Origin of the sequence: Halorhabdus utahensis DSM 12940, from assembly GCF_000023945.1 — an archaeon.
Taxonomy (GTDB): Archaea; Halobacteriota; Halobacteria; order Halobacteriales; family Haloarculaceae; genus Halorhabdus; species Halorhabdus utahensis.
On sequence record NC_013158.1, the window covers coordinates 2049294 to 2073050 of the forward strand.

At 60.0% G+C, this 23757-nt stretch carries 20 protein-coding genes; 16 read left to right on the forward strand and 4 right to left on the reverse strand.

Annotated elements, in window-relative coordinates; all coding sequences use genetic code 11:
- The first annotated feature begins 458 nt into the window (after positions 1-458).
- From HUTA_RS09935 to HUTA_RS09955, 5 genes are all read left to right on the forward strand, one after another.
- Positions 459-5390, forward strand: coding sequence for a hypothetical protein (locus HUTA_RS09935; protein WP_049941300.1), 4932 nt, complete (start codon positions 459-461; stop codon positions 5388-5390).
- A 167-nt stretch (positions 5391-5557) separates the two neighbouring features.
- Positions 5558-6781 (forward strand): hypothetical protein, encoded by a 1224-nt coding sequence (locus tag HUTA_RS15915; RefSeq protein WP_015789772.1) that lies wholly within the window; start codon positions 5558-5560, stop codon positions 6779-6781.
- A 117-nt stretch (positions 6782-6898) separates the two neighbouring features.
- Complete coding sequence (locus HUTA_RS09945; RefSeq protein ID WP_015789773.1) at positions 6899-7210, forward strand: hypothetical protein; 312 nt, start codon at positions 6899-6901, stop codon at positions 7208-7210.
- A gap of 190 nt (positions 7211-7400) precedes the next feature.
- The gene (locus HUTA_RS09950) at positions 7401-8492 is read left to right on the forward strand and encodes a hypothetical protein (RefSeq protein WP_015789774.1); all 1092 of its coding nucleotides are present in this window, start codon (positions 7401-7403) and stop codon (positions 8490-8492) included.
- A gap of 1 nt (position 8493) precedes the next feature.
- Positions 8494-9510 (forward strand): hypothetical protein, encoded by a 1017-nt coding sequence (locus HUTA_RS09955; RefSeq protein WP_015789775.1) that lies wholly within the window; start codon positions 8494-8496, stop codon positions 9508-9510.
- An 18-nt stretch (positions 9511-9528) separates the two neighbouring features.
- Here the strand turns inward: HUTA_RS09955 and HUTA_RS15610 are convergent, their stop codons facing one another.
- Positions 9529-9669, reverse strand: a complete 141-nt coding sequence (locus tag HUTA_RS15610) for a hypothetical protein (protein ID WP_169304891.1) — start codon at positions 9667-9669, stop codon at positions 9529-9531.
- Positions 9670-9888: 219 nt separating this feature from the next.
- Here HUTA_RS15610 and HUTA_RS09965 point away from each other — a divergent pair, with 219 nt between their 5' ends.
- The 3 genes from HUTA_RS09965 to HUTA_RS09975 all read left to right on the forward strand — a co-directional run bounded on the left by HUTA_RS09965 (position 9889) and on the right by HUTA_RS09975 (position 13506).
- Positions 9889-11838: a hypothetical protein gene (locus HUTA_RS09965; protein WP_015789777.1), complete on the forward strand. Its 1950-nt coding sequence runs from the start codon at positions 9889-9891 to the stop codon at positions 11836-11838.
- 71 nt (positions 11839-11909) lie between these two features.
- Entirely contained in the window at positions 11910-12239 is a 330-nt protein-coding gene (locus tag HUTA_RS09970; RefSeq protein ID WP_143920358.1) for a hypothetical protein, read from the forward strand.
- Positions 12240-12573: 334 nt separating this feature from the next.
- Positions 12574-13506: an ArsR family transcriptional regulator gene (locus HUTA_RS09975; RefSeq protein WP_015789779.1), complete on the forward strand. Its 933-nt coding sequence runs from the start codon at positions 12574-12576 to the stop codon at positions 13504-13506.
- Positions 13507-13882: 376 nt separating this feature from the next.
- Here HUTA_RS09975 and HUTA_RS09980 read toward each other — a convergent pair whose 3' ends face one another.
- Positions 13883-14701, reverse strand: a complete 819-nt coding sequence (locus tag HUTA_RS09980) for an aldo/keto reductase (protein WP_015789780.1) — start codon at positions 14699-14701, stop codon at positions 13883-13885.
- Positions 14702-14789: 88 nt separating this feature from the next.
- On the reverse strand, positions 14790-15131 hold the full coding sequence (locus HUTA_RS09985; protein WP_015789781.1) for a thiol-disulfide oxidoreductase DCC family protein: 342 nt from the start codon (positions 15129-15131) through the stop codon (positions 14790-14792).
- A gap of 103 nt (positions 15132-15234) precedes the next feature.
- On the opposite strand from HUTA_RS09985, the gene HUTA_RS09990 reads away from it, so the two are divergent.
- The 5 genes from HUTA_RS09990 (at position 15235) to HUTA_RS10010 (ending at position 19117) form a co-directional block, all read left to right on the forward strand.
- Positions 15235-15444 (forward strand): hypothetical protein, encoded by a 210-nt coding sequence (locus tag HUTA_RS09990; RefSeq protein WP_015789782.1) that lies wholly within the window; start codon positions 15235-15237, stop codon positions 15442-15444.
- Between the two features lie 64 nt (positions 15445-15508).
- Entirely contained in the window at positions 15509-15877 is a 369-nt protein-coding gene (locus HUTA_RS09995) for a DUF5518 domain-containing protein (protein WP_015789783.1), read from the forward strand.
- Positions 15878-15924: 47 nt separating this feature from the next.
- A complete protein-coding gene (gene mvk / locus HUTA_RS10000) occupies positions 15925-16917 on the forward strand; it encodes a mevalonate kinase (RefSeq protein ID WP_015789784.1) in 993 nt (330 codons plus the stop codon).
- Between the two features lie 31 nt (positions 16918-16948).
- Positions 16949-17683, forward strand: coding sequence for an isopentenyl phosphate kinase (locus tag HUTA_RS10005; protein ID WP_015789785.1), 735 nt, complete (start codon positions 16949-16951; stop codon positions 17681-17683).
- A 99-nt stretch (positions 17684-17782) separates the two neighbouring features.
- Positions 17783-19117 carry a hypothetical protein gene (locus tag HUTA_RS10010; RefSeq protein WP_015789786.1) on the forward strand — a complete coding sequence of 445 codons (1335 nt, stop codon included), beginning with the start codon at positions 17783-17785 and terminating at the stop codon, positions 19115-19117.
- Positions 19118-19147: 30 nt separating this feature from the next.
- On the opposite strand, the gene HUTA_RS10015 is transcribed toward HUTA_RS10010, so the two are convergent.
- A complete protein-coding gene (locus tag HUTA_RS10015; protein ID WP_049941301.1) occupies positions 19148-19411 on the reverse strand; it encodes a hypothetical protein in 264 nt (87 codons plus the stop codon).
- Positions 19412-19425: 14 nt separating this feature from the next.
- On the opposite strand from HUTA_RS10015, the gene HUTA_RS10020 reads away from it, so the two are divergent.
- The 3 genes from HUTA_RS10020 (at position 19426) to HUTA_RS10030 (ending at position 23706) form a co-directional block, all read left to right on the forward strand.
- Positions 19426-20769: an RNase J family beta-CASP ribonuclease gene (locus tag HUTA_RS10020; RefSeq protein WP_015789787.1), complete on the forward strand. Its 1344-nt coding sequence runs from the start codon at positions 19426-19428 to the stop codon at positions 20767-20769.
- Between the two features lie 10 nt (positions 20770-20779).
- Complete coding sequence (idsA3, locus tag HUTA_RS10025) at positions 20780-21820, forward strand: geranylfarnesyl diphosphate synthase (RefSeq protein ID WP_015789788.1); 1041 nt, start codon at positions 20780-20782, stop codon at positions 21818-21820.
- Between the two features lie 185 nt (positions 21821-22005).
- The gene (locus HUTA_RS10030) at positions 22006-23706 is read left to right on the forward strand and encodes a serine/threonine protein kinase (RefSeq protein WP_015789789.1); all 1701 of its coding nucleotides are present in this window, start codon (positions 22006-22008) and stop codon (positions 23704-23706) included.
- Positions 23707-23757 lie beyond the last annotated feature (51 nt).

Here is a 23757-nt window from a genome sequence, read left to right on the forward strand (position 1 = left end):
ATTTACAACGAGCGCAATCACGGCTCGCCGATACAATTGCGGGATACGAAACGCAGGTCCGTCCCGTAAATCACCGTGTATTCACCGACGCGAAACAGTCGATCCACGGATTACGTCAATTCGGCAATGTCAAGCGCCAAAAACGCTCTCCAACGCAGACCCGGATACTGCATGCGGTATCCAAAGAGATCATGGATGCCACGAATCGAACGGCGGCGTTGCGAGTGCTCCAGGCCGAATGGCGACTTGAGCGAGCTGAATCTTCGCTGTCGAAAGGCACCAATCGAAGCCTGCATAACGTATTAGAGCAGGCCCAGGACAGGCTCGTCTTATCAAAATCACTTCGCAAAAAGATCTCCGCAGGGGACTCAACGAAGAATACAAACGTACGAAAGGTCCTGGGATCGCGGGCGAACGCCATCTCTCGCTATCGGACTGCCTGGACCAAAGCGACACGGGTGCTGGAACGATTAGGGCAGAAAGGAGGTGACGTCAATACGACGGACACCGACGGTGATGGACTCACGGATCAGCGCGAAATCGCGTTAGGAACGAACCTGAGTCAGCCAGACAGTGACGCTGATGGGCTATCTGACCTGACGGAGACTGCCGGTGGCTTCCCGATCGACAGCGACGGCGACGGAACGATCGACGCGCTGGACCTGGACAGTGACGATGACGACATTCCGGACGCGGACCGCCGTGAGGGAACGAACGACACAGACGGAGACGGCATCGCGAACTTCAGAGACAGCGACGACGACGGTGACGGGATCCCGACGAAACGCGAGGTCGCTGATGGGTTCGAGTTCGCTCATGACGTCGATTTCGATGGGACAGTCAACTGGCTCGACACTGACAGCGACGGGGATGGAATGCCGGATTCCGTCGAAGGGCTCTCGGATTCTGACGGCGATGGAATGCCGGATTATCTCGATAACGACAAGGACAACGACGGGTTGCCGGACTTCTACGAACGGAACGTCACGCACACGGATCCCGCGAACAACGACAGTGATGCTCCGTCGACGAGCTACGACGAAGCGGGCAACGACGTCATCGACGGAATGGAGGACTTCGACAACGATACGCTCGGGGCGTATCGAGAATACACACTCGGCACTGATCCGTTCGAAGCGGACACGGACGGTGATGGGCTCTTAGACGGGTTCGAGGTCCGGCACAACCTCGATCCGCTCGAACCGGACACCGATGACGACGGGACACCGGACGGTGCGGAGGACCCAGACGGGGATGGTCTGACGAACCGAAACGAAAGTACCCACGGGACAGCGATGGGGCTCGCGGACACTGATGGCGATGGACTCGACGACGGGACCGAGATCGAACTCGGAACGGATCCGCTGAGAGCCGATACCGACGACGACAGACTTCCCGATGCTGAAGAAGGCGAACTCGGCACGGATCCGACTGACCCGGACACTGACGACGACGGAACGATCGACGGCAACGAGACGTACGCGACCGAGAAACGAGATGCAGACAGCGGCGTGGCAGTGACGATGCGTGGGTCCGGCAACCTGTCTTCGACGGTATCAATCAGCCACAAACCGTCCTACTTCGACAATTCGAGCATGGTTGCCGGTCCGACCGTGCGGTTGGTCAATCGGACGGACTTCGAGAACGCGACCGTACAAATCCCGATCAACGAGTCGGTCCCGGAAGACGAGTACGGAAACCTCTCAGTGTTCAAGTGGAATGGGTCAACTGGAGATATATGGTCGCCTGTGGCGACAACCATCGAAAACGGGACTGCAAAAGCGACCGTTGACTCGTTTTCGTACTTCACTGTCTTGGACACCGACGAGTGGATCAGTGCAATGGAGGCCCCAGAGACGTCCGGATCTCCGATTTCGTTCCCTCAGCAAGCGTCTTTCAGCTGTCGGGGGGCCTGTAACGTCACTAACGAGACGACGCTAGTCCTTGGTGGCGAGCCTAGCGCCCGGAAGATCACTATCGAACAGGAGAACGAGAGCATCAAAGTCGTCCCGATGAGCAATGGCCAGGAGATCACGACGTTCTACGACTACGGCAACTCACAGATCAACTCACCGCTGCCCATTGCCGAGAGCGATAAAAGTCAGGTGTTCTTCTGGAGCGGCCCTCAAGGACTGAGCCTCGTTTTCCTGCACGACAAGCCCAGGGACGGAAGTGGTGGTGCTGTCTCTATGGATTTCTCGGGATTACCAACCGACACTGGGTCCTGGGTCGTCAAGGATGACCCTCCTGATTTTGTCTCGCCGACGCGCTTCGATTGGGCCTGGAACTGGAAACGAACCGATGGGGGAGTCTTTCGTGGCGGTCTCACAAATCAGTCAATTACGATCGAACCGCGGTTTAACGACGAGGCGCGCGAGAATCCACTTACGTCCGGTACACTCGACACGTGGCAAGCGTTGACTGGCCAGGCCACGAGTCCCCGGGCAATCGAACTGGACCAAAACGAACCGATCACGATCCACGTGCCGGAGTCACCGGGCACAGACGAAGATGAGAATGCCACGGTTGGAGACACGGGCGAAGCGTCTTGGGAACCCACAGAGGAGGTGGGCAGCAACGTCTCTGTCGTCTACCAGACCGAGCAGACGGACGTCGAACCGTCCGCGACTCTCGTCGCGACTGACCGGACCGGAAACACAGTTAGCGAATCACTGAACATCGGGACTGTTGGGACGGTCAAGGAGACTTTCGACATTTCGAGTCTCGGAAACGACGTTCGGTTCAATGCCTCCGTCTCGGGTGTCAACGCTCGAATACAGGTGGTGACTGACACACACGTCCGCCGAGACTCGGATGGTGACGGGTTGACCGATCGCAATGAAACGAGGCTTTCGAAGGCTTTCGTGGGGCCGGTTCAGTCGTTCAAAACGGATCCACACGACCCTGATACGGATGGTGATGGGATTCCAGACGGCGAAGAGGTCGGCCCTCTTGTAACTAGAACAGAAAATATATCTACGGTCCTGAAGGGTGGTGGACACGTCGGGTATGGGTCTACGAAAGAAGTTGAAGTCCAGTATCGAAAACTCAACAGCGATCCGACGAAAGTCGATACTGATGGAGATGGGCTCACAGACAGGCAGGAGGTCGTGGGGACAAACACGACTGTTGCCCTTGAACCGGACGTGGCCCGGAGGTACCGCCAAGCGGTTCGGAACAACGAGTCGGACGCCGAGCGACACCTGCAAGAGATCACCGTTACATCGTCGCCATTGCGAGTCCATACGGACTCCGACGGCCTCTCCGATATGGAAGAAGTTGCCTACGGACTCTCACCGAACAGCACGGACACTGACAATGACACTATAGATGACGATACTGAGGTTTACAACCAGTGGTACGCTCGCCTCCATGACTTCAGGCCACCACGCATCACGGGCCAGCTCCATTCCGACGGCGATAGGGAGAACTTCCGTCTGGAGTTCACGGTCCGTGATCAGAGTCAGATCGGCAGCGTCCAGGCATTCAAGGCCGGCGAGCAGCGCGCAGAGGGGACCCATTATGGCACCGACTATCATCGCGACACCCTGTCGTGGCACATCGAGAGTGACCTTGCCGGCGAGTTCATCAATCCGGTTACTGGCTGGATAGAGCCGCCGACCGCCCGCGCCAAAGCGACGGACATCCACGGAAACGAGGGGCCAAAGAAGAAGTTCCTCGGACCGAACAACTTCGGGAAGGGCGCTGCCGGGTTCGCGAACGCCGATATCCCCATCGTTTCGGAAGGAGGAGCCGCAGTCTTCTCGGTCGCCTCCGGGCTTGCTCAGGGCGTCAACGTCTTCAAGAACGACGCCATCACGACGGCGGCCGTCATCGGGAATCCCAGCGAATGGGGACCAGCCGCCCAGAAGACCGCCCAGGGGCTCAACCAGCTCTCGCAAATGGCGACGTCGTCGGAGAAGCGCGAGCGGGCGATGGCCGCCATGGTGAAACACTACGGGGAACGTCGCCAGCAGCTCAACCCCTTTGACGAGGGGAGAAAATACCACGACAGCTTCGCCGTAGGGTACAGCGGCGGCTATGCAGCCTCGTTCCTCGTGCCAGTCGCTGCGGAAGCAAAGGCCGCCCAGGCGGCCGCCAGGATGCCCTACATGGCTGCCTTGCTACGGTCGGTCAACACGATGAAACGCTCCATCAAGGGCGTCACCATCGGCAGCGCGATGTGGACCGGCGGGAAGATCGCCAGACGGATGCCGGACGTCGATTTCAATGTCGGACGGCGAGTTTCGGATGTCGAACTGGATGGCCGCGCCAAGCAGATCGTCGGCCAGACGGCCGACACACTACGGAACACGCCACTCCCGAGACAGCGGCGGATCGCGAAGCTGACGCGGAACACCGGGGATGGCGACGTGATGGAGTGGCTGACCCGGAACGTGGAGGCTTCCGACTCCGACCGGTATCAGCGCGGCCTGGTCTACCTGCGTCGGACGGGTGCGGAAGGCAAGCAATTGCTGTCGCGACTGCGGCCCGACGCCCGGTCGGCGTTACTTCGACTGCGTGAGAAGGCTGGGCTTCAACGGCAGTTGACGAAAGCCTGGGCTCGTGGCGATATTGATGCCAGTGACATCGGTAAGGCGACCCGGCGCTACGACGAAATGGACGCGGGAGAGCAGGTGTTCGTTCGGCAGTTCATTCAGCAGAACGGTGACGGCGGCGTCAATGTACTCTCGCTCGACGTTTGTAATAGTCCATGTCGGGATCCGATCGATTGGGGCTTCGAGTTGGCTCGGGAGCGTGACGGCCTGAGTAACAGAGACACGAAAAAGCTCCTCCAGGCCCTCGAAGACGGCAACGAGGTAACTATCGGGCCAGGTACTGACCGCGGTGATGCTCTCGAAACCATTGATGACTTGGCCGACGCCGACAACGTCGACGGGATCGACGAGACTATCGGCGATATCGCTGGTACCGAGACTGGCTACAAGCAGATCGTCGGCGAGACGCAGGTCGCAGACAGTGCCAGGCTACGAGGTGCCGATGAAGTCACGCTCCAGCGAGATATATCTACTAGTGAGGTACCCGACAGCGCTCCGCTCAGCAGCACTGAAGTCGATATCGACGTTGACGGCGAGATCACTATCGATGGCGAGACGCTCGATTCCCCGGCTGTTGAGTCGAAATATTTCGACCCAGACAAGCGTCCGCTGGGTCAGATGGTGGATACTGACTTTGAGGATCTACAAAAGAAACTGACCACACAAGCCCTTGCTGGCGAAGACGAGATTGTCGTCGTGACAACGAGACAGTACAGGAATGCGTACAGTGACAGATTCAATGCGCTTCCCGACGCAGTCCGACAACATCCGGATGTTGATTCGGACGTGACGATCAAGGTAACGAGCTACCAAGATTTCCGATCAAACTAGCCGGAACGGACGAGATTAGCTCACACTCAAATAATAAAAATGTATCAAGAGCCTCTAGAAATCATGTAATTCCAACGTAAATTGGGTAATATGCAAAGTCCGGAATGGGGTATGAACACAGACTTTCGAATGGTATACAGTAAGGTTGACAAGACTTTAGACAGCACATGAATGCAATGGTTGATGGCTCATTGATCGCGCTCTTCTACACCTCGGCGAGAGATGCTGAGATTTTCGAGAGAGCACTCAACGTGTGTAAAACGATCGGGTTCGATCTCGATGATACGTCTGAGCCGTTCCCTCCTCCATCGGGGGAACACGCCCGTGCTGTGCAAGTGCCAGTCGACGGATGGTCTGTCACATTTCGGTTTGATCTTAACCCGGATCGAGCGGTGAAAGAGCCTTCACTCACCATTGGTGGATTTACCGATAGTATTGATCCGGGGAGTGTCGAATCATTAGAGACGTATTGTACTCGAATGGACATTTTGTTCGAACTCCTTTGTCGGTTAGCTATCCGTCTCGAAACCGAGTACATGGTGATGGCCGATACAGAAGGAAGGCCCAACGCAGTCACTCCGACAGGTCGTCCAATTTCCGATCACGTTCAGCGACCCCCTTCTTTCGGGGTGTATTCCCCAGAAGTATTGGCTGAGTTCGGGGACGTCGACAACCTGTTTGATGCGGAACCATGGTACGTCGCGGAATTAGAAGACGGTCGAACAGTGGTGATTGAATCCGCTTCACCGTGGAACGAGAGCGGATGGGAACCGCCGACGGACACCGACTATATCGAGCGGGCCGAGATACGGACAACCATCGACCAGACTGATCCATCTGCCCAGCCCGAAGGGCAACCGAGAGACGGAAGCACTGGTAAGTTTGATCCGTTCACCGCGTTGGAACCCGGTGAGTACGGAGCGGATGTCGGCGTCCATCCGGACGATATCACATCTATCTTCCGGAATGAGGACCTCCAACTCGTTCGGGTCTACGTTGACGATCACGGTGATTTGCGCCGTGCCGATGGAGGAGCGTTCGTCCGTAACGTGGTCAGCAAAGCCGCCAACGACAAGGAGCTGGTCCAGAAAATGCTTGCGAACATCCCATTGGAGTCCAACGAGGAAGCCCGTCTTATTTCGGCGTTGCTCCACGAGGCGATACCACCAGCGTTCGTCCGCCTCGATGGCCCGGACGACGAGAACATTGTCACTCGGGTCATGGACTTAGATGTCGAGACGAACAAGTACCAACTGCTCGTTTCGCTGGGCCAAGCAGTCGAAGAAGCAAGTGGGGAACCTATCGCGAAGATCGAATCGGCGTTGGATACCCTCGCGGAGATGGAAGACGCCGAGGATATTGATTCGTGGATCGAAGCTAACCTCCTCTGATCGGTCCTGTCTGTCTCACTCGGATTTTTCGCCCACCAGAGAACCGCCGGCGAAGATGCCATCCCCAGACAGCGGCGGATCGCGAAGCTGACGCGGAACACCGGGGATGGCGACGTGATGGAGTGGCTGACCCGGAACGTGGAGGCCCCCGACTCAGAGCGGTATCAGCGCGGCCTGGTCTACCTGCGTCGGACGGGTGCGGAAGGCAAGCAATTGCTGTCGAGACTGCGGCCCGACGCGCGGTCAGCGTTGCTTCGACTGCGTGAGAAGGCTGGGCTTCAACGGCAGTTGACGAAGGCCTGGGTCCGCGGTGATATCGATGCCAGTGACATCGGGAAGGTGACCCGGCGCTACGACGGCCTCGATGCGGAGGGCCGAGCTGCATTCGTGACCTTGTCCAGCACGAGGGTCCCGACGCCGTCTCTGTGAGTGGGAAACTTGACCGGGACGCTTTCGAGGGTGTCTTGACATCGGACTTCTCGACCGCCCGCAAGGCCGAGATCATCGACAGTCTGTCGGAGGTCGATCAGATGACGTCGTTCAACACCTCTACGATCGAGTTGGTGAGCAGGCCTACCGGCTGGCGCGTCACCTGCGCGGTGACCGTCTGGAGACGCTGTTGCGACGGACCGACCCCAACACGCAGGATATCCTGGCCGACGGGTCGGGCGAATTGGACGAACAGTTCGACCGGGCAGTCGCCGGCGCGCTCGCGGACAGCGACGCTGACAGCTATGTCGTCGAGCAGGCGGTCAAACAGGTCGACGAACTGGAAGACGCCTGGGGGACGAGCACGGGGCAGTTAGGCAAGCGTCTCGTCGTCGAATCACCCGATAGCGGTAGTCAGTTCCTCAGAACCTTCGACGACGCACAGATCCACAAACTCAACACCCAAATCAGCGACGGCACCGTTAGCCAGTCGTCTGTGTTTGAGTTCGTCGACGATGTGGAGAATATCAGGCAACTCCGTTACCAGACAATAGATGCTGAAGGCATCTCGATGCCGCAACTGGCGAAATTCATTGACACATCTGACGGCTATGCCGCCCGACTCGCGAACGATCTCGGTGGTGGGAAACTCGCCGGTGCCATCGAACTCGACCCCGCTGATCGAGACATCCTCACTGAGGTCGCGTATAAGGAATCGCTGGATGGGACGGACGCCCTCGCGAGTGATACTCTCACCGCTCGGGATCTCTTGGACCTCAGCGACGACACCGACCTGAGTAGGCTCCAGATGGTCGCCAAAACAGGGCCCGACGGCAATACGCGGTTCCTGACGACGGATCGATGGGAACACATTCGCGGGCGGCACATCACCGGAACCGAACCAAATCCCAACGCCGATGTCACGGGCTTCTATCCCACAGGTGAAGAAGTCTCCAAAGCCGGTACGACCGTCGAGCTCCCAGATAGCAACATCGAAAACAACGACATCCGTGTGATGATTCGAGAGACGATCGAAGCGGGTGGCGAGGAGAGTGATTTCCCTATTAACAAACATGGAATCAAAGACTTCAAAGTTAACATAGGGAAAGACGGACAGATTGAAACGGCTTATCCCGTGCGCGGCGACGACGTAGTTCGCTGGAATGGAAACGAATTTCGGCGGTGGGATAGCGAAACCAATTCCTGGGTGGCGTATAACGGTCAGCCATCGACCCAGCAATCACTTACAGCCCCGGTCGTGAGATCCCTACAACCCGCCTAATATGATCGAAGAACTCACATTTCGGTTCGAACGGGACGTGACCGAGTTTCCCAATCGGCTAGCAATTACGGCAGTCGATGACACGGGAGAGCGACAACTCGACGAGTGGTACGAAACTGGCGTGTCCGTCGCCATGGTTGAACAGCCCCTCTTTTCTGCTGGATCCGTTCTCGAAGGGGAACAAACGAACTTGCTCAAGTGTGGACTAAGTGGAAGATGGATCGTAGCAATACCAGCCGAAAACGAAACAGTCGAACTCGACGTTCGTGATGTAGCCGACGACGACAGCAGTTACCTCGACGAGCCGCTCCCCATCGACAAGGACACGCTCGTCGAAGCGCTCATAGAGTTCGCCGAGTCGTACCGCAAGAAGCGTGCTGAATCCGACCCCGACCCCTGTGCGCTGACGCGGCTTGACGTTGGGATTGCTGACGCGCGTCGCCGACTCGAGTACTATCGCGATAATAGGTCTCAGGACGGCTACCAGCCGACGATCAATCGCGAGCACCTCGAGACGTTCCTTTTGGAGTGTCGGAGTCGCGACCGCTTGCGGGAGTTCGTCGCAGAGACTGGGGAGATCGGTCCATTCGTTCGCCAACTCCTCGAGAATGACGACGGCGAGTACGTCGAAACAATGTATCGTCAGCTGTTCAACCGCGAATACGACGCCATCGCTCGCGAGGGACTCGAAGTCCTTCGAGAACACCCAGACGAGCGCGCGTCGGTCTACATAGTGGGTGTCGCACTGGAATCAAATCCCACCTTCGCAGTCCCGGCCCTTGAAATCCTCTCGCAGGTCGATCACGAAATCCTCATCGACATCGTCCGCGAGCGGGTCAGAGCAGACGACCCAGTTATCGCTCGGGCCGCAATCGACGCGCTGGCCAGTCTCGACCCCGAGTCGCTGGATCCTAACGAGCGTGACCGGGTCGTGTCGCACTTCCAGTACGGACGGGAGGCGACCGAGGACGAAGCTCTCGAATCGCGCATCGACGAGGCCCTCTCCCAGCTTGAGTGATTTTGCTCCACCGGGATTTCAGAAGAACTCGACGACGACGCGTCGGACCTCCCGGACGTTTTCTCCAGAGTTGCGGCGGAAGTCGGTCCACAGGATTCCGACGGCGACGGACTCCCCGACACACTCGAAAAAGAGGGGATCCCGATCGGATACGCTCACGGGGGTTATCAGACGGTCGAGACCGATCCGTATGACGCGGACACCGACGATGATGGAATCCCTGACGGGCAAGAAGTCGGCCCTCTCATCTCCGAGAACATCACGGTTTCGACCGTCACTGATGGGGGCCACCCCAATTATGGGTCAACGCAGGAGATCCACGTCGAGTATCGAAAACTTAACAGTGATCCGACGAAAGTCGATAGCGATGGCGACGGGTTGACAGATCCGGAGGAATACAACGGGTGGGAGACGGCAATCGCGTCATCGATTGACCAGGCAGACTCCTACGACGAGGAACGGCAAGACAATCCGCTCACAGCGGATGATGTCCTCGATCACGAGGCAGTCACATCGGATCCACTGCTTGAAGACACCGACGAAGATGATGTCGACGATCTGGCTGAACAGATCAACCGGCTCGATCCCAGAGACCGCGACAGCGATGGTGACAAGCTCTCGGACCGTACGGAACTGCGTTTGCGAGACCAATCCGACGAGTACGCCCCGGCGATCTACGGGAATACGCCTCCTTCGGTCACCGTGCGGTCAATCTCCGCCGTGAATGGTCGAACGGAATACGATGTTGCACTCCAGGCGAGGGACGCGAGCGGCCTGGGTGCGATCGATCTGATGAAGGGTGGCGAGGTAGAAAAACGGGTTTGGGGACGCGGCGAAACCGAAATCAGCAGAGAGATTTCGTTCTACGTCGATCGCAGCTTAGTCGAAGTGATGGCAAAGAGTGACGGGCCGGCCCGGAGAGCGATGACTGACGGCGGAGTTGAAAAGGGCTTCCGTGTGACAATTGCCGATGCGGCTGACAGTGATGCAATCGACTCCTTCGATCAGTTGGACCGGGTCGTCCGCAAGGTCGACGAGCTGGACGGCCGGGCAAACCGCCGGGCGATGGAAGTCCTCGAAGAAACGGAGGGCAAGGGCGTCGTCTTCATGGACGATCTGGAGACGGGAACGCTCCGGAACGTCCTGGACAGCACTGACGTGGACCGCGGCCAGCTCACGGGCGCGATCGAAAAGTACCACGAGTTGGGGGACAGGGCCAGGTTGTTGACGACAGATCTGGTCGGCGAGACCGGAGACAAAACCATCGCGTTCATGGATGATCTGGACGCCGAGACGCTCGAAGGTATCCTGGACCTGCGTGACGCCGAGTTGACGACCAACGAGATCGCGAGCGTCATCCGGACGTACGATGGACTGGACGATGCAGCCAGTCAGTCAGCCCGCGAGTTACTCGAAGCGACAGAAGACAACGGCGTCGCCTTCATGGACGACGTGGAGGCGGGGACGCTCGATGACATCCTGAAGAGCGCTGATCTGGATAGCGATGATCTGGCGGGCGCCGTCCGATCGTACGATAGCCTGGAGGGTGCAACCAGTCACTACGCGCGAGACCTGCTCGATGAGACGGGCGAGGACGGGGTGCGGTTGTTGGACGAGGTAGATGATGCCTCACTGCAGAAGGTACTGGACAGCGACGCGATCGAATCGGACGAACTCGTCGCCGCGACGCGGAAGTACGGCGATCTGGACGGGGACAAGCGGTCGCAGTTCCGGGGGTTGCTGGCAGACGATGACTTGCGGGGCTCGTGGGTCAAGGTCGCGGCGGATAGCGAGATTACCACCGGCGATATCGAAACCGCGATTGATCGGGTAGAGACCAACAGCCAGCATTCAGTTACCAACTTCAAGGTTGGCCGGAACGCGAACCCGGATGACGCCGTACACCCACCGCATGACCCTGACTCGATCGTCGTCGAGATGGAACTCGAAGAAGGCGACGAGTTCTGGCGCGTGTATGAACGCACACCACAGACTTCGAACCCTGACGAGAACCTTGCCGGTGGGTTTGTAGCGCGGAGGTCCACACTCCAGTCGGCAGAAACGCCAGAGGAGGTCCTTGACCGGTTAGCATTACTACGGTCTGAATGGCAGGATTACAATCACGTCGGGAAGGTAGAGGTGACCGACGAGTTCGTCGAAAACAATCAGATCCGAGTCCAAGTGAGCACGACCCGCCAGGCGAGTGAAGTCAGTGGAGAAGTTCGGCCGGGTGGGGGAACTCAGTACCGCCTGCAAGACGATCTTGACCCTGACGCCCAGGGCGTAACTTGGGAAGCGGTTGAAGAACTCGAATCATACGTGGACTGACCACAGTACCCTTCGCGTTTACTCAACGACTGAGAAGAAGAATATTGTATTAGGGGCACAACATGACACTTATGGTTGATTTCAACGAAAACAAGTTGATCATTGACGACACAGCTATCGGATTGCGAAGTAATGTTGGTGACGTTCTAGAAATTGACGAACTCATTGTCGTTCGATTGGTCGTTCTGCCCGACGAAAGTGACCCAACGAACGTACTTGCATTCGACAAAGACGGGAACAAGGTCTGGGAGATTGAATCACCTCCCGAGGAGAAAGAACAGCGATCTTACAAAAGTTTGAACGTCGTGGACGGAAACTTGCGGGTGACCAACTGGAACGGATACAGGTACCGAGTCGATGTGGATAGTGGGGAAGTTACCGAAACTGGCTACACGCGATAATTCAGACGGTTCGTGTATCGCTCCCTCTTTTCGTTCGTCAAGCCATTGCCCTGAACTGAATACCGACCGACGAAGAACATCGCAATTTTGGGGATCCCCGCCGTGTCTATGTGGAGGGTCGTGACCCCCTTTATTGCGTGGGTGGCCGCGTCCGACCGGCGACGACGCGGTCGAAGTGATGGCCAAGAGCGACGAGCCGCTCGAAACGCGATGACAGACGGCGGAACGAATATTGACTTCCAAACTCCGGATCTGGTAGCGTCGGCTCCGATACCCGCCAACCGTAACATTACTCGAAACTTCTTTATATATAAGTTTCGTACTATGTTACACCGTGCTTCGACGCATCGAACTCGCGGTCCTCGCCACGGTCGACCGCGGCGACACGATATCCCAACTCGCCACAAAGCTCGACCACAGCGAGAGTTACCTCTCACGTGCCGTTGGCGACCTCGCCCAGAATGGGCTCGTCTACACGGAACGCGACGGTCGCCGGAAGCGTGTTGTCCCGTCAGATGCCCGCGCCGTTGAGATCTATCAGGACCTCGTTCGCCAGCACTCCCACATCGACTTTTCCGAGTTGCTGACCGGCAAGGCGATCGAGGTACTGTACTACATCGACCAGCCACGAACCGTCTCTGACATCGCCGACCGGAGCGACAATTACCGCAATACGGTCAACCGAGTTCTCAAGCGGTTTCGCGATCGCGGTCTCGTCGGGACGGACGACGGCCGGTATGACTTCAACGCCGACTTCGACCGCCTTCAGGAGTTCGCCCGGGAACTCGTACACCATCTGCATCGCCAACGCCTGGAATCCGTCGCCCCACAGGGCACGATTCTCTGGGAGGACTACGACGAATTCCTCGCCCAGGCAGAGACGGAGATCGACGCAGAGGGATTCCAGGAAACCGGCCTCGCCCGATTCGCGGCCTTCGACCTCCAGTTCTTGCTCACCGACCACCGGTACTACCGATTCTCCACGGAACTCGACGAAGTCTCGCCGGCGGAGCTCTGCTGTCACACTCTCTTGATCGATGACGGCAGCCGGCACCGTTCGTACTGTCTCCTCCTGCTCAGCCACGTCGACGTCGACGTCGACGAAGAGGATCTCCGAGACCAGGCGGCGAAGTATGATCTTGCAGACAAGATCGACGCCCTACTCCGGTACCTCGAGACGAACGGAGTGGTCGACGACGACCGGCTCCCGGAGTGGGACGAGTTCCAGGGGCTGGCGGCTGACTACGAGGTGGATCTCCCACAATGAGACCAACATTCGGACGAGAATATATTGAGAACGAATTCCAGCGAGTCGCGGACGGGCTTTCAGCCCCGCTCACGGTCTACCTGATCGGCGGTGGCGCGATGGCACTGCGCGACCTCAAGGGGGCGACGAAGGACATCGATCTGGTCGTCTCGGATACCCTGCTTCGGCGTCGATCCGGTCGTTGCTCGTATGTCTCGGTCAGTGCCGGCCGTCAAAAGTCTAGTGTGCCGTCACACTACCCTGTACTCCAAACGGGATCCTTTCAAGAAATATTCGGTCACCCGGATGAGGCAGCGATCGAGCGTCGCCATCGACCACTGGATTCCGCTTGCACTCAGTTCTCGACACGACTCGCGACGACGCGGTCGAACGACGTTTACCCGCTGAGCATCCCGCCGAACAGTGCCTTCCCGGTCTGGAGGTACGACGGCCGCGTCACGCGGTCGTGGTCTTCGCGCGTGAGTTTGAAGTCGAAGACGTCGAGGTTCTCGGCGATGTGCTCCTGGGAGGTCGACATCGGGATCGTGGCGACGTTCTCGTGTTGGGTCGCCCACCGGATCGCGACCTGTGGGCCGGTCTTGCCGTAGCGCTCGCCGATCTCTTCGAGCAACGCGTCGTCCAGCAACGCGCCGTTGGCCAGCGGGCTGTAGGCCGTCAGCATGACGTCCTCGCGCTGGCAGTAGGCGAGCAACTCCCGTTGTGGCCACCAGGGGTGAAACAGCACCTGGTCGGTCAGGATCGGGGCGTCCGAGAGTTCGCGCGCGCGATCGAGTCGGTCCTTCCCGAAGTTGCTCACGCCGATGTGGCGCGTCATCTCACGATCGACGGTTTCGTTCAGGCCGTCCATCACTGTCTCCAGATCGGCCAGCGGGTTCGGCCAGTGGATCAGCAGTAGATCCACGTAGTCAGTGTCGAGCGCTGCGAGGCTGTTCTCGACGCTGTCGACGATCGACTCGACCGATCGGTGGCGGGGATTGACCTTCGTCGTGAGGAAGATGTCCTCGCGATCGACGTCGGCGTCGGCGATGGCTCGACCGACGCCCGCCTCGTTCTCGTAGAGCTGGGCGGTATCGACGTGTCGATAGCCGACGTCCAGGGCGTCGCTGACGGCCTCGTACGCGATGTCAGGCTCCATTTGCCAGGTACCGATACCGATGGCGGGGACCTCGGTGCCGGCGACAGTTACGTGTTCCATGCACGATGAGAGGGGGCCAATGGCCAAGAAGGTACGCCCCGGCAATCGATCAGCGGGCAGGACGGCTCATGAACGCCGTCGTCGCCTCCTACGGCAACAACCGGCCGATCGTCCCGCGGTTGTTCGCGATCCTGCGGTATCCCCATTCCCTGAGTGACGGGTAGCCTGGAACCGACCGGAAGACGCCGAACAGCGGGGCTGGGACGAGTTCGGTTTCGGCCAGCGCGCGCTCGATCGATTCGCCACACGAGTAGACGGCGTCCTCAGTCACGAGGTGGGCACACTCGCGGTACTCCGGCGGGAGCCGCTCGCGAAGCGACGGCGACAGCTCGGCGAAGCCGACGAGTTCAACGGTGCCGTGGCGGGCGACGAACGCTGCAGCGCGCGTACAGAAGCCACAGTCGTCGTCGTAGACGAGTGTCGGTTCCATATGCGACCCATGGGCGCCCCCGGTATAGGCCCCCGGTCGGGAGCCGAGCGATCCGCCGCACGAAGGCGATACCTATACGGGATCCGTCGTCCAACAACGGTATATGGAAACCTGGAAACTGCTGGCGTGGACGACCGGCGTCTTCGTCGTTTTCGGCGTCGTCGTGACCGTCGGGAACGTCCCGCTGTCGGGACCGACCGCGCTGGTGGTGCTCGTCGTCGTCGGGATCGCGAGTGTCGTACTCTACAGCGTCTCCAAACGCGGTTATCAGTTCGGTCACGAACTCGGCGAGCAGATGAGCGACGAGGAGTGAGACTGCGGTCTTCACCACGCCGTCCGGGGGAAGGTTCTTGTCGCCGGCCGTCGATCCCGAACCCATGGCTGAAGGAAATACACTCGTCAACGCCGTCATCGGTGCCGTCGCCACCGTCGTCCTCACGTTTCTGCCGTTCTCACCCTTGCTCGGCGGGGCTCTCGCAGGCTACCTCCAGGGCGGTGACGAGTCGGCCGCCATCCGCGTCGGGGCATTGTCCGGACTTATCGCCGCGATCCCGCTGGTGTTCGCGCTGACGGTGGTGGCGACGATCATCCCGTTCCTGCCGGCGTTCGGGACGGCCGGCTCGATCACGGCGCTGTTTGGCATTTTCGGGATCATCGTGCTCACCTTCGCCCTGCTGTATAGCGTCGGTCTGAGTGCGCTGGGTGGACTCCTGGGCCAATACGTCGCCCGCGAGACCGACATCTGAGCCGGCAGTCCGGAACGCCCTTGGCAATCGGTGTCCCAACCCTGAGCATGGTCACTTCGAGCGCCCCGGGCAAGGTATATCTCTTCGGCGAACACGCCGTGGTTTACGGCGAACCCGCCGTCCCCTGTGCGATCGAGCGCCGCGCGTCAGTGACGGCCACGCGCCGAGACGACGAAGCGCTCCGGGTCGACGCCGGCGATCTCACGCTTGACGGCTTTACGGTCGAGTACAGCGGCGGAACCGACGGCCGGCCGGACGTCGACGTCGAGCAACCGCTGTTGGAGGCGGCGATGGGCTACGTCAACGAGGCGGTCGAACAGGCTCGCGACGCGACCGGCCGACCCGAGGCTGGCTTCGATGTCCACATCGACAGTGCGATCCCGCTCGGCGCGGGGCTGGGATCGTCCGCGGCGGTGGTGGTCGCCGCGATCGACGCTGCGACCCGTGAGCTCGGCGTTACCCTGGACTCCGAGGAGATCGCCGACCGGGCCTATCAGGTCGAACACGCCGTCCAGGACGGGGAGGCCTCGCGGGCGGACACCTTCTGCTCGGCGATGGGCGGGGCCGTCCGCGTCGAGGGCGACGATTGCCGGCGACTCGAAGCCGTCCCAAACCTTCCCTTCGTGATCGGCTACGACGGGGGCTCGGGCGACACGGGCGCGCTCGTCTCTGGCGTCCGCGGGCTGCGGGCGGAGTACGACTTCGCGGCCGACACCGTCGAAGCAATCGGTGACGTGGTCCGTCGCGGCGAGGACGCGCTCGCCGCGGCCGACCTGGACGAGCTTGGCCGACTCATGGATTTCAACCACGGATTGCTGTCGGCACTCGGCGTCTCCTCGCGGTCGCTCGATGCGATGGTCTGGGCGGCCCGGGACGCCGATGCGCGCGGGGCGAAACTCACTGGCGCGGGTGGCGGCGGGTGTATCGTCGCCCTCGACGACACCGACGGGACCGAGACCGCACTCCGGTATACGCCCGGGTGTGAGGACGCTTTCCGGGCGGAACTCGACACCGAGGGGGTCCGGGTGGAAGAGCGATGATCGCTGTCCCAATTCCGGGTGGTGAGTCCGCGTGACGACGATCCTCAAACTCGGGGGCAGCGTCATCACGGAGAAGGACACCCCCGAGACCGTCGATAGCGAGGCGCTCGCGGCGGCGGCCGAGGCCATCGGGACGGCCGATGTCGAGGATCTCGTGGTCGTCCACGGCGGCGGCAGCTTCGGCCACCACCACGCCGAGGCCCACGGCGTCACCGCCACGCAGGGGTCTCAGGACGCAACGGGTGTCTACGCGATCCACGACGCGATGGGCCGCCTCGACGACCACGTGATCGAGGCGCTCCAGGGTGCCGGCGTGCCGGCGGTCCCGGTCCACCCGTTCTCGGTGGCTTCCCGGGATGCGGACGGTGAAACGACGCTACCGACGGACACGATCGAGCGGCTGCGAGCCGAGGGGTTCGTCCCCGTGCTCTTCGGTGACGTGGTCGTCCAGGCCGGCGCGGGCGCGACGATCCTGAGCGGCGACGAGATCGTCGTGCTCCTCGCGCGCTCGCTCGCGGCCGACCGGATCGGTCTCTGCTCGGGCGTGCCGGGCGTCCTCGACGAGTCGGGGGCGGTGATCGACCGGATCGCGGACTTTTCGGCTGTGGCCGAGGCCCTCGGCGGGAGCGAGGCGACCGACGTCACCGGCGGCATGGCCGGGAAAGTCCGAGCGTTGCTTGAAGTGGGGACGCCGGCGTCGATCTTCGGGCCCGGCGATCTGTCGGCGTTTCTGGCCGGCGAGAATCCGGGCACGCTCATCGAGTGAGTGACGGTTCGCCAGGGATCTCGATCGAGTGAGGTACCGCGACTGCTCGGCGAGTGATTCCCCGAAATTTACTTCCCTCCGGTTTGCGTTGGCCCCGACATGGCAGCAATCACCTTCAAAGAGAGTCTGGGCCACTGGGCGCGACTGTTCGGGTATTTCCTGGCAGTCGCCATCGTCGGCGGAGCGGTTGCCGGCGGTGGGCTCGTCCTCCTCCGCGACGTCCCCGGGTGGATGCCCGGCGGGCAGGCACCCGACGTCGGGGTAAAACTCATCGCCGGCGCGGGACTGCTCGCGGTTGGCGCGTTGATCCTGCTGGCCGGGTTCCTGACGATTGTCCTCGTCGTCGTCGCCGAGGGCGTTCGGCTCGGTATCGATGCCGCACGTGACGAACCCGAGGACACAAGCGAGACGGATGACGAGCCAGCCGAGCGACCCGTGCCCGATCCTGCCGAACGGTACCGTGCCCGGCGACGGGTCATGCGCGCTCCCGCGCGAGAACAACCCGAAGGACCTCGGCGGCGAGACCGTGTGCAGTCTCAACCAACTGAGAGACCGACTGGCCAACGACAGGCGGCATCCGACCGAAGCACACCCACGGAAGCCGACGAGGATGACTGGATTCAGGAAGTCCAACGCGACCTGCAAGACCAAGCGGGTCCCGAAACGACCCGGGCCACGTCTTCGGACGCGGAACGCCCCTCCCGCGATGAGACGGGGCCGGCAAGTCAGCCAGCAGGGGGACCCACGCCAGCAGAGGACGGACCTGCACCCCAGTCCGACGACCGGCCACGTCCGGACCCCGAAGGTGAGGACTCCTCGCCAGGGGACCCTGAGGCGGCTGCCGACGACTGGATCGGTGCCGACGAGATCGATTCGGAATCGACCGACGAGGCCGAGACCGAAGACCCGACCGGGACAGTCGACGAAGAGGGCCCGTCGGTGACGGACGAACCCGATGGGTCGGCAGCCTCGCCGGTCGAGGAGACGGACGTGTCTGCCGAAAGCGTGGCATCGCCCGGTGATGCGGGCGAGGAGCCGGACTTCCTGGCCGGTGCGGACACACCCGCCGAGACGGATACCACGGGTGGGGAGACCGGCACCGACGCGTCGGCTGACATCGACTTCCCGACGGCCGAGGGTGACGAGTCGGAAGCGACTGTCGAATCCGATTCGACCACCGGGGAAGACGATCCGCTTGCCCCGGACGATTTCGAGCCCGCTGAGTCCACCGAAGCGTCGGGGTCCGAACCCGACGAAGCGCCCACTGGATGGCCAGCCGAGGCGACGGACGAACCCGAAAGCGTGTCAACCAGTGAGTCGGCGGACCCAACGGATGAACCCGAAAGCGTGCCAACCAGTGAGTCGGCGGACCCAACGGACGAATCCGACGAACCGTCGTCCGAGTCCGCCGAGAGCGAGGACGACGAGCAGTAACTGCGGCGCTGGCCGCAACCCGCACGGTTTTTACCGCCACGCCGCATAGAGCCTCATAACCGAGCGCTCGGCCGCCCGATCGGAACCGGCGGCCGACGGATGGACGTCGAACGCGACCGTCGCGACGGCGTCGGGCACCACGTGCCCACGTCGTCGCCCGGACTGCGAGCCAGCGGCCGAACGGTGGCTCACAGTCCAGTCGGTCCGGTCTTCCGGACGGCGGTCGACGCCGCTTGCAGCTGCGATCGACAGTGCGGTGCTGTCGGCCGTTGCGGCTTCCGTCGGGTGGCCCACTCGGAGGCACAACTATGGAAATCGAGATTGCCACCATCGGCGGCTACGAGGAAGTGGGACGACAGATGACTGCGGTGCGGGCGGGCGACGACGTCGTGATCTTCGACATGGGCCTGAACCTCTCGAAGGTCCTGATCCACGACAACGTCGAGACCGAGCGGATGCACAGCCTGGACCTGATCGACATGGGCGCGATCCCGGACGATCGCGTCATGAGCGAGATCGAGGGTGACGTCAAGGCCATCGTGCCGACACACGGCCACCTCGATCACATCGGCGCGATCAGCAAGCTCGCCCATCGCTACGACGCCCCGATCATGGCGACGCCCTTTACGATCGAACTCGTCAAACAGCAGATCCAGGGCGAGGAGAAGTTCGGCGTCGAGAACGACCTCGTGAAGATGGACGCCGGCGCGACGACGTCGATCGGCGACGACGGCGTCGAACTCGAGTTCGTCAACGTAACTCACTCGATCATCGACGCGATCAACCCCGTCCTGCACACGCCCGAGGGTGCGATCGTCTACGGGCTGGACAAGCGCATGGACCACGATCCGGTCGTCGGCGACCCGATCGACATGGACCGGTTCCGCGAGATCGGCGAGGAGGGCGTCCTCTGTTACATCGAGGACTGTACGAACGCCGGCAAGAAGGGGCGAACGCCGAGTGAGTCCGTCGCTCGAAAACACCTCAAGGACGTCATGTACAGCATGGAGGACTACGACGGCGGCATCGTCGCGACGACGTTCTCCTCTCACATCGCCCGCGTGAAGAGTCTCGTCGAGTTCGCCGACGACATCGGTCGCCAGCCGGTCCTGCTGGGTCGCTCGATGGAGAAGTACTCCGGGACGGCCGAACGACTCGACTTCGTCGAGTTCCCCGAGGATCTGGGGATGTACGGTCACCGCAAATCCGTCGACCGCACGTTCAAGCGGATCATGAGCGAGGGCAAGGAGAACTTCCTCCCGATCGTCACCGGCCACCAAGGCGAACCCCGCGCGATGCTCACCCGGATGGGCCGTGGCGACACGCCCTACGAACTCGAAGAAGGTGACAAGGTCATCTTCTCGGCCCGCGTCATCCCGGAGCCGACCAACGAGGGTCAGCGCTACCAGAGCGAGACGCTACTGAAGATGCAGGGCGCCCGCATCTACGACGAGGTCCACGTCTCGGGTCACCTCAACCGCGAGGGCCACTACGAGATGCTCAACACACTCGAACCCGAACACATCATCCCGGCCCACCAGAGCATGGGTGGGTTCGCGCCGTACGTCGAACTCGCCGAGAGCGAGGGCTACGAGCTCGGCGAGGACCTGCACGTCACGCGAAACGGTAACGTGATCACGCTGGTCGAATAATCCGTTTCCGATGACGGATACTGTCGACTCGCAGGCGGTCATGGAGGCGATCGAGTGGCGACGCGGGCAGGTCAACGACGCGATTCCCGAGAACCTCCCGGTCGTCGAGCCCAAGAAGCTCTATGAGGCCTCGCGGTACCTGCTGGACGCCGGCGGCAAGCGACTCCGGCCGACGATCCTGCTGCTCGTAGCCGAGTCGATCGCCGACGTCCTCCCGCGGAGCGAGCCGTATCGAGAGTTCCCGGCCGCCGAGGGCCCAATCGACATGATGTCCGCCGCGGTGAGCATCGAGATCATCCAGTCGTTTACGCTCATCCACGACGACATCATGGACGACGACGACATGCGCCGGGGCGTCCCGGCCGTCCACCGGGAGTTCGACCTCTCAACGGCGATCCTGGCGGGTGACACTCTTTATGCGAAGGCCTTCGAGAACATGCTCGAAACCGGCTCGACCGGCGACCGCTCGGTCCGGGCGCTGTCGGAACTCGCGACGACCTGTACCCAGATCTGTGAGGGCCAGTCGATGGACATCGAGTTCGAGACCGACGAGACGGTCACGACCGAGGACTATCTGGAGATGGTCGAACTCAAGACGGCGGTGCTTTACGCCGCCGCGGCGTCGATCCCGCCGATCCTCATGGGCGAGGACGACTACGTCGATCCGCTCTACCAGTACGGCCTCAACATCGGCCGGGGCTTCCAGATCCAGGACGACCTGCTGGATCTGACGACGCCGAGCGAGAAACTCGGCAAGCAACGGGGCAGCGACCTCGTCGAGAACAAGCGGACGATCATCACCGTCCACGCCCGCAATCAGGGCGTCGACGTCGAAAATCTCGTCCCGACCGACGACGTCGACGCCGTCGACGAGGCGACCATCGACGAGGCCGTTGCCGAGCTAGAGGAAGCCGGCAGCATCGACTTCGCCCGCGAGACGGCCGAGGGACTCATCAGGGACGGCAAGCGGAACCTCGAAGTGCTCCCCGACAACGAGTCCCGGGATCTGTTGGAAGGCATCGCCGACTTCCTGATCGAACGCGAGTACTGAGTGGGCCCCATTCGGCGACTCGTTTCAACGTCTTTTGACGATCTTGGGTGCGTGCGTGGGCTGAGTATTGGTCTTTGCAGGTACTGCATAACGAATCGATCGCGGATGCAAATACTTCGCCAACTACTAATTTTGAAATACACTTTCAGTAAATATTAACTACTCTTGCTTATCATAGCTGTCGTATGAGTCCACGGGCAGGGAACAATCAGACGGTTGATGTATTATTATCAGATATCCGAAATAACACCGCTGCGAAGGATGGAATCGACGCTTCGACGGACCTTCTCGATTTCGCCCAATCGAATCCACAAACGATTGTCAAAAACGCAGGTCCGATTCTATCATTGATCGATGATGGTGATTTTGAGACATCGTCGGGGATCATCTGGAGTAACGTCTTGGACGCGCTGTACGTGGGAATCGAACAAGAGGGACCCAGTGGCATCCCGGCTCGTCGACTCGTTCGGGTCTGTTGTCATTCACTTAACGGGCCACATGATGAGAAACTTCTCGACATTCTCGGAACAATACTGGAACAAGCGGATCACGAGTCAGAAGTACGGGACCAAACGATAGCGACGTTAGAAGACTGCCTCGATATTGAGTACTCACTCGATGGCTCGACCGGAGATTATGTATGCAAACTGTTCCGCATGACCGATTCATCGATACAGTCATTTGCGGGAACTAACTCTCGGGATGATGTATATAATATCGCCGTATCTATCATGGTCGTTGGAAAACTCTCAAGCCAATCAGTAACACGACGAATCGAACCCGCTTCGTCTTCGCCAGATACCGTTCCGGGCATCGCGGGCATACTTGAGGTAGTCTCCGGTGACGAAATCGACCAGGAGGCTACAGCGGATATCAGGGCCGACCTCGAAGCGGAATTTGTTGAGCACATTTCGGGCAATCAAATCCTGGAAGAGATATTCGGCTCTGGAGAAACTCAACAATCACAAACGAAGATCGAAGCGCAGACAGGCGGAATGACAGAATCGACAAGCGACAGTCAAACAGAGCGGTCTAGCACTCATCTTTCGGACGACCACTTCACCGGCGGTTCTCCATCGAACATTCCGGACAGACTGTCGAATGAGATTGATCCCATACAAGAGATATCGAATACCGTCTCAGAGAGAGGAGTTGTCTGGCACTACACTGCGACTCTCGCTTCGACACGAACAAGCGCTGATCACCGCCACATGGTCAGTACGCTCAATCCCGAGTATGTCGATGATGACGATCTCATTGAAGCGTTTTCGGAAGGCGCAACGCGGTGGGCCGGAATCAGTCAAAACCCACAGATATCTACTGTCTTCGATTGGGATGAGACACCCAGACCGTGGATTATCTACGAGGGCGGAACAAGTGGACTCGAGGACCACATCGATGACCTGCCGGAAGCTGATAAGATTCAGGTGCTCACGTCAATCTTTGAGGGATTGTATACCGGCTCGCTATACAATATCCCACACGCCTCGCTTTCGCCGGATACTATCGTATTGAATGATGTCAATCAGTCACTCGAGCCATTGCTGACGGATTGGGGTCTGACTCCCCAAATACGGAATCTCACTGAAAGTGAATTCATCTCACAATATACTGCCCCCGAACAACTCAACGGGAACATGTCCGAAACGACCGTCGTGTATCGCGCTGGAATGCTAGCGTTCCGTATATTGACCGGCCGGCATCCGTTCGAGAACACGAATAATCTTCGCGCCAAAATACGAAATTCAGAAATTCCGGACCCATCAGCCGTCGCTGCTGTTCCGAACTCCTTGGATCCGGTGATACGTACGGCCGTCGCGGCTGATCCGACCGAGCGATATCAGTCCGTTTCTGATTTACGGAGGAATATCATTGGCACATATTGACATCTATCTAATCAGTTGTTCAGTTGTGATTAAGCGAAGAGTAACTGATAT

Excerpts from the sequence above, each read along its gene's own strand:
- HUTA_RS10030 (WP_015789789.1), top strand. The coding sequence starts at position 22,006 with ATGAGTCCACGGGCAGGGAACAATCAGACGGTTGATGTATTATTATCA.
- HUTA_RS09955 (WP_015789775.1), top strand. The coding sequence starts at position 8,494 with ATGATCGAAGAACTCACATTTCGGTTCGAACGGGACGTGACCGAGTTT.
- HUTA_RS09995 (WP_015789783.1), top strand. The coding sequence starts at position 15,509 with ATGGCTGAAGGAAATACACTCGTCAACGCCGTCATCGGTGCCGTCGCC.
- HUTA_RS15915 (WP_015789772.1), top strand. The coding sequence starts at position 5,558 with ATGAATGCAATGGTTGATGGCTCATTGATCGCGCTCTTCTACACCTCG.
- idsA3 (WP_015789788.1), top strand. The coding sequence starts at position 20,780 with ATGACGGATACTGTCGACTCGCAGGCGGTCATGGAGGCGATCGAGTGG.
- HUTA_RS09945 (WP_015789773.1), top strand. The coding sequence starts at position 6,899 with ATGGAGTGGCTGACCCGGAACGTGGAGGCCCCCGACTCAGAGCGGTAT.
- mvk (WP_015789784.1), top strand. The coding sequence starts at position 15,925 with ATGGTCACTTCGAGCGCCCCGGGCAAGGTATATCTCTTCGGCGAACAC.
- HUTA_RS09980 (WP_015789780.1), bottom strand. The coding sequence starts at position 14,701 with ATGGAACACGTAACTGTCGCCGGCACCGAGGTCCCCGCCATCGGTATC.
- HUTA_RS09990 (WP_015789782.1), top strand. The coding sequence starts at position 15,235 with ATGGAAACCTGGAAACTGCTGGCGTGGACGACCGGCGTCTTCGTCGTT.
- HUTA_RS10010 (WP_015789786.1), top strand. The coding sequence starts at position 17,783 with ATGGCAGCAATCACCTTCAAAGAGAGTCTGGGCCACTGGGCGCGACTG.
- HUTA_RS10020 (WP_015789787.1), top strand. The coding sequence starts at position 19,426 with ATGGAAATCGAGATTGCCACCATCGGCGGCTACGAGGAAGTGGGACGA.
- HUTA_RS09985 (WP_015789781.1), bottom strand. The coding sequence starts at position 15,131 with ATGGAACCGACACTCGTCTACGACGACGACTGTGGCTTCTGTACGCGC.
- HUTA_RS09970 (WP_143920358.1), top strand. The coding sequence starts at position 11,910 with ATGGTTGATTTCAACGAAAACAAGTTGATCATTGACGACACAGCTATC.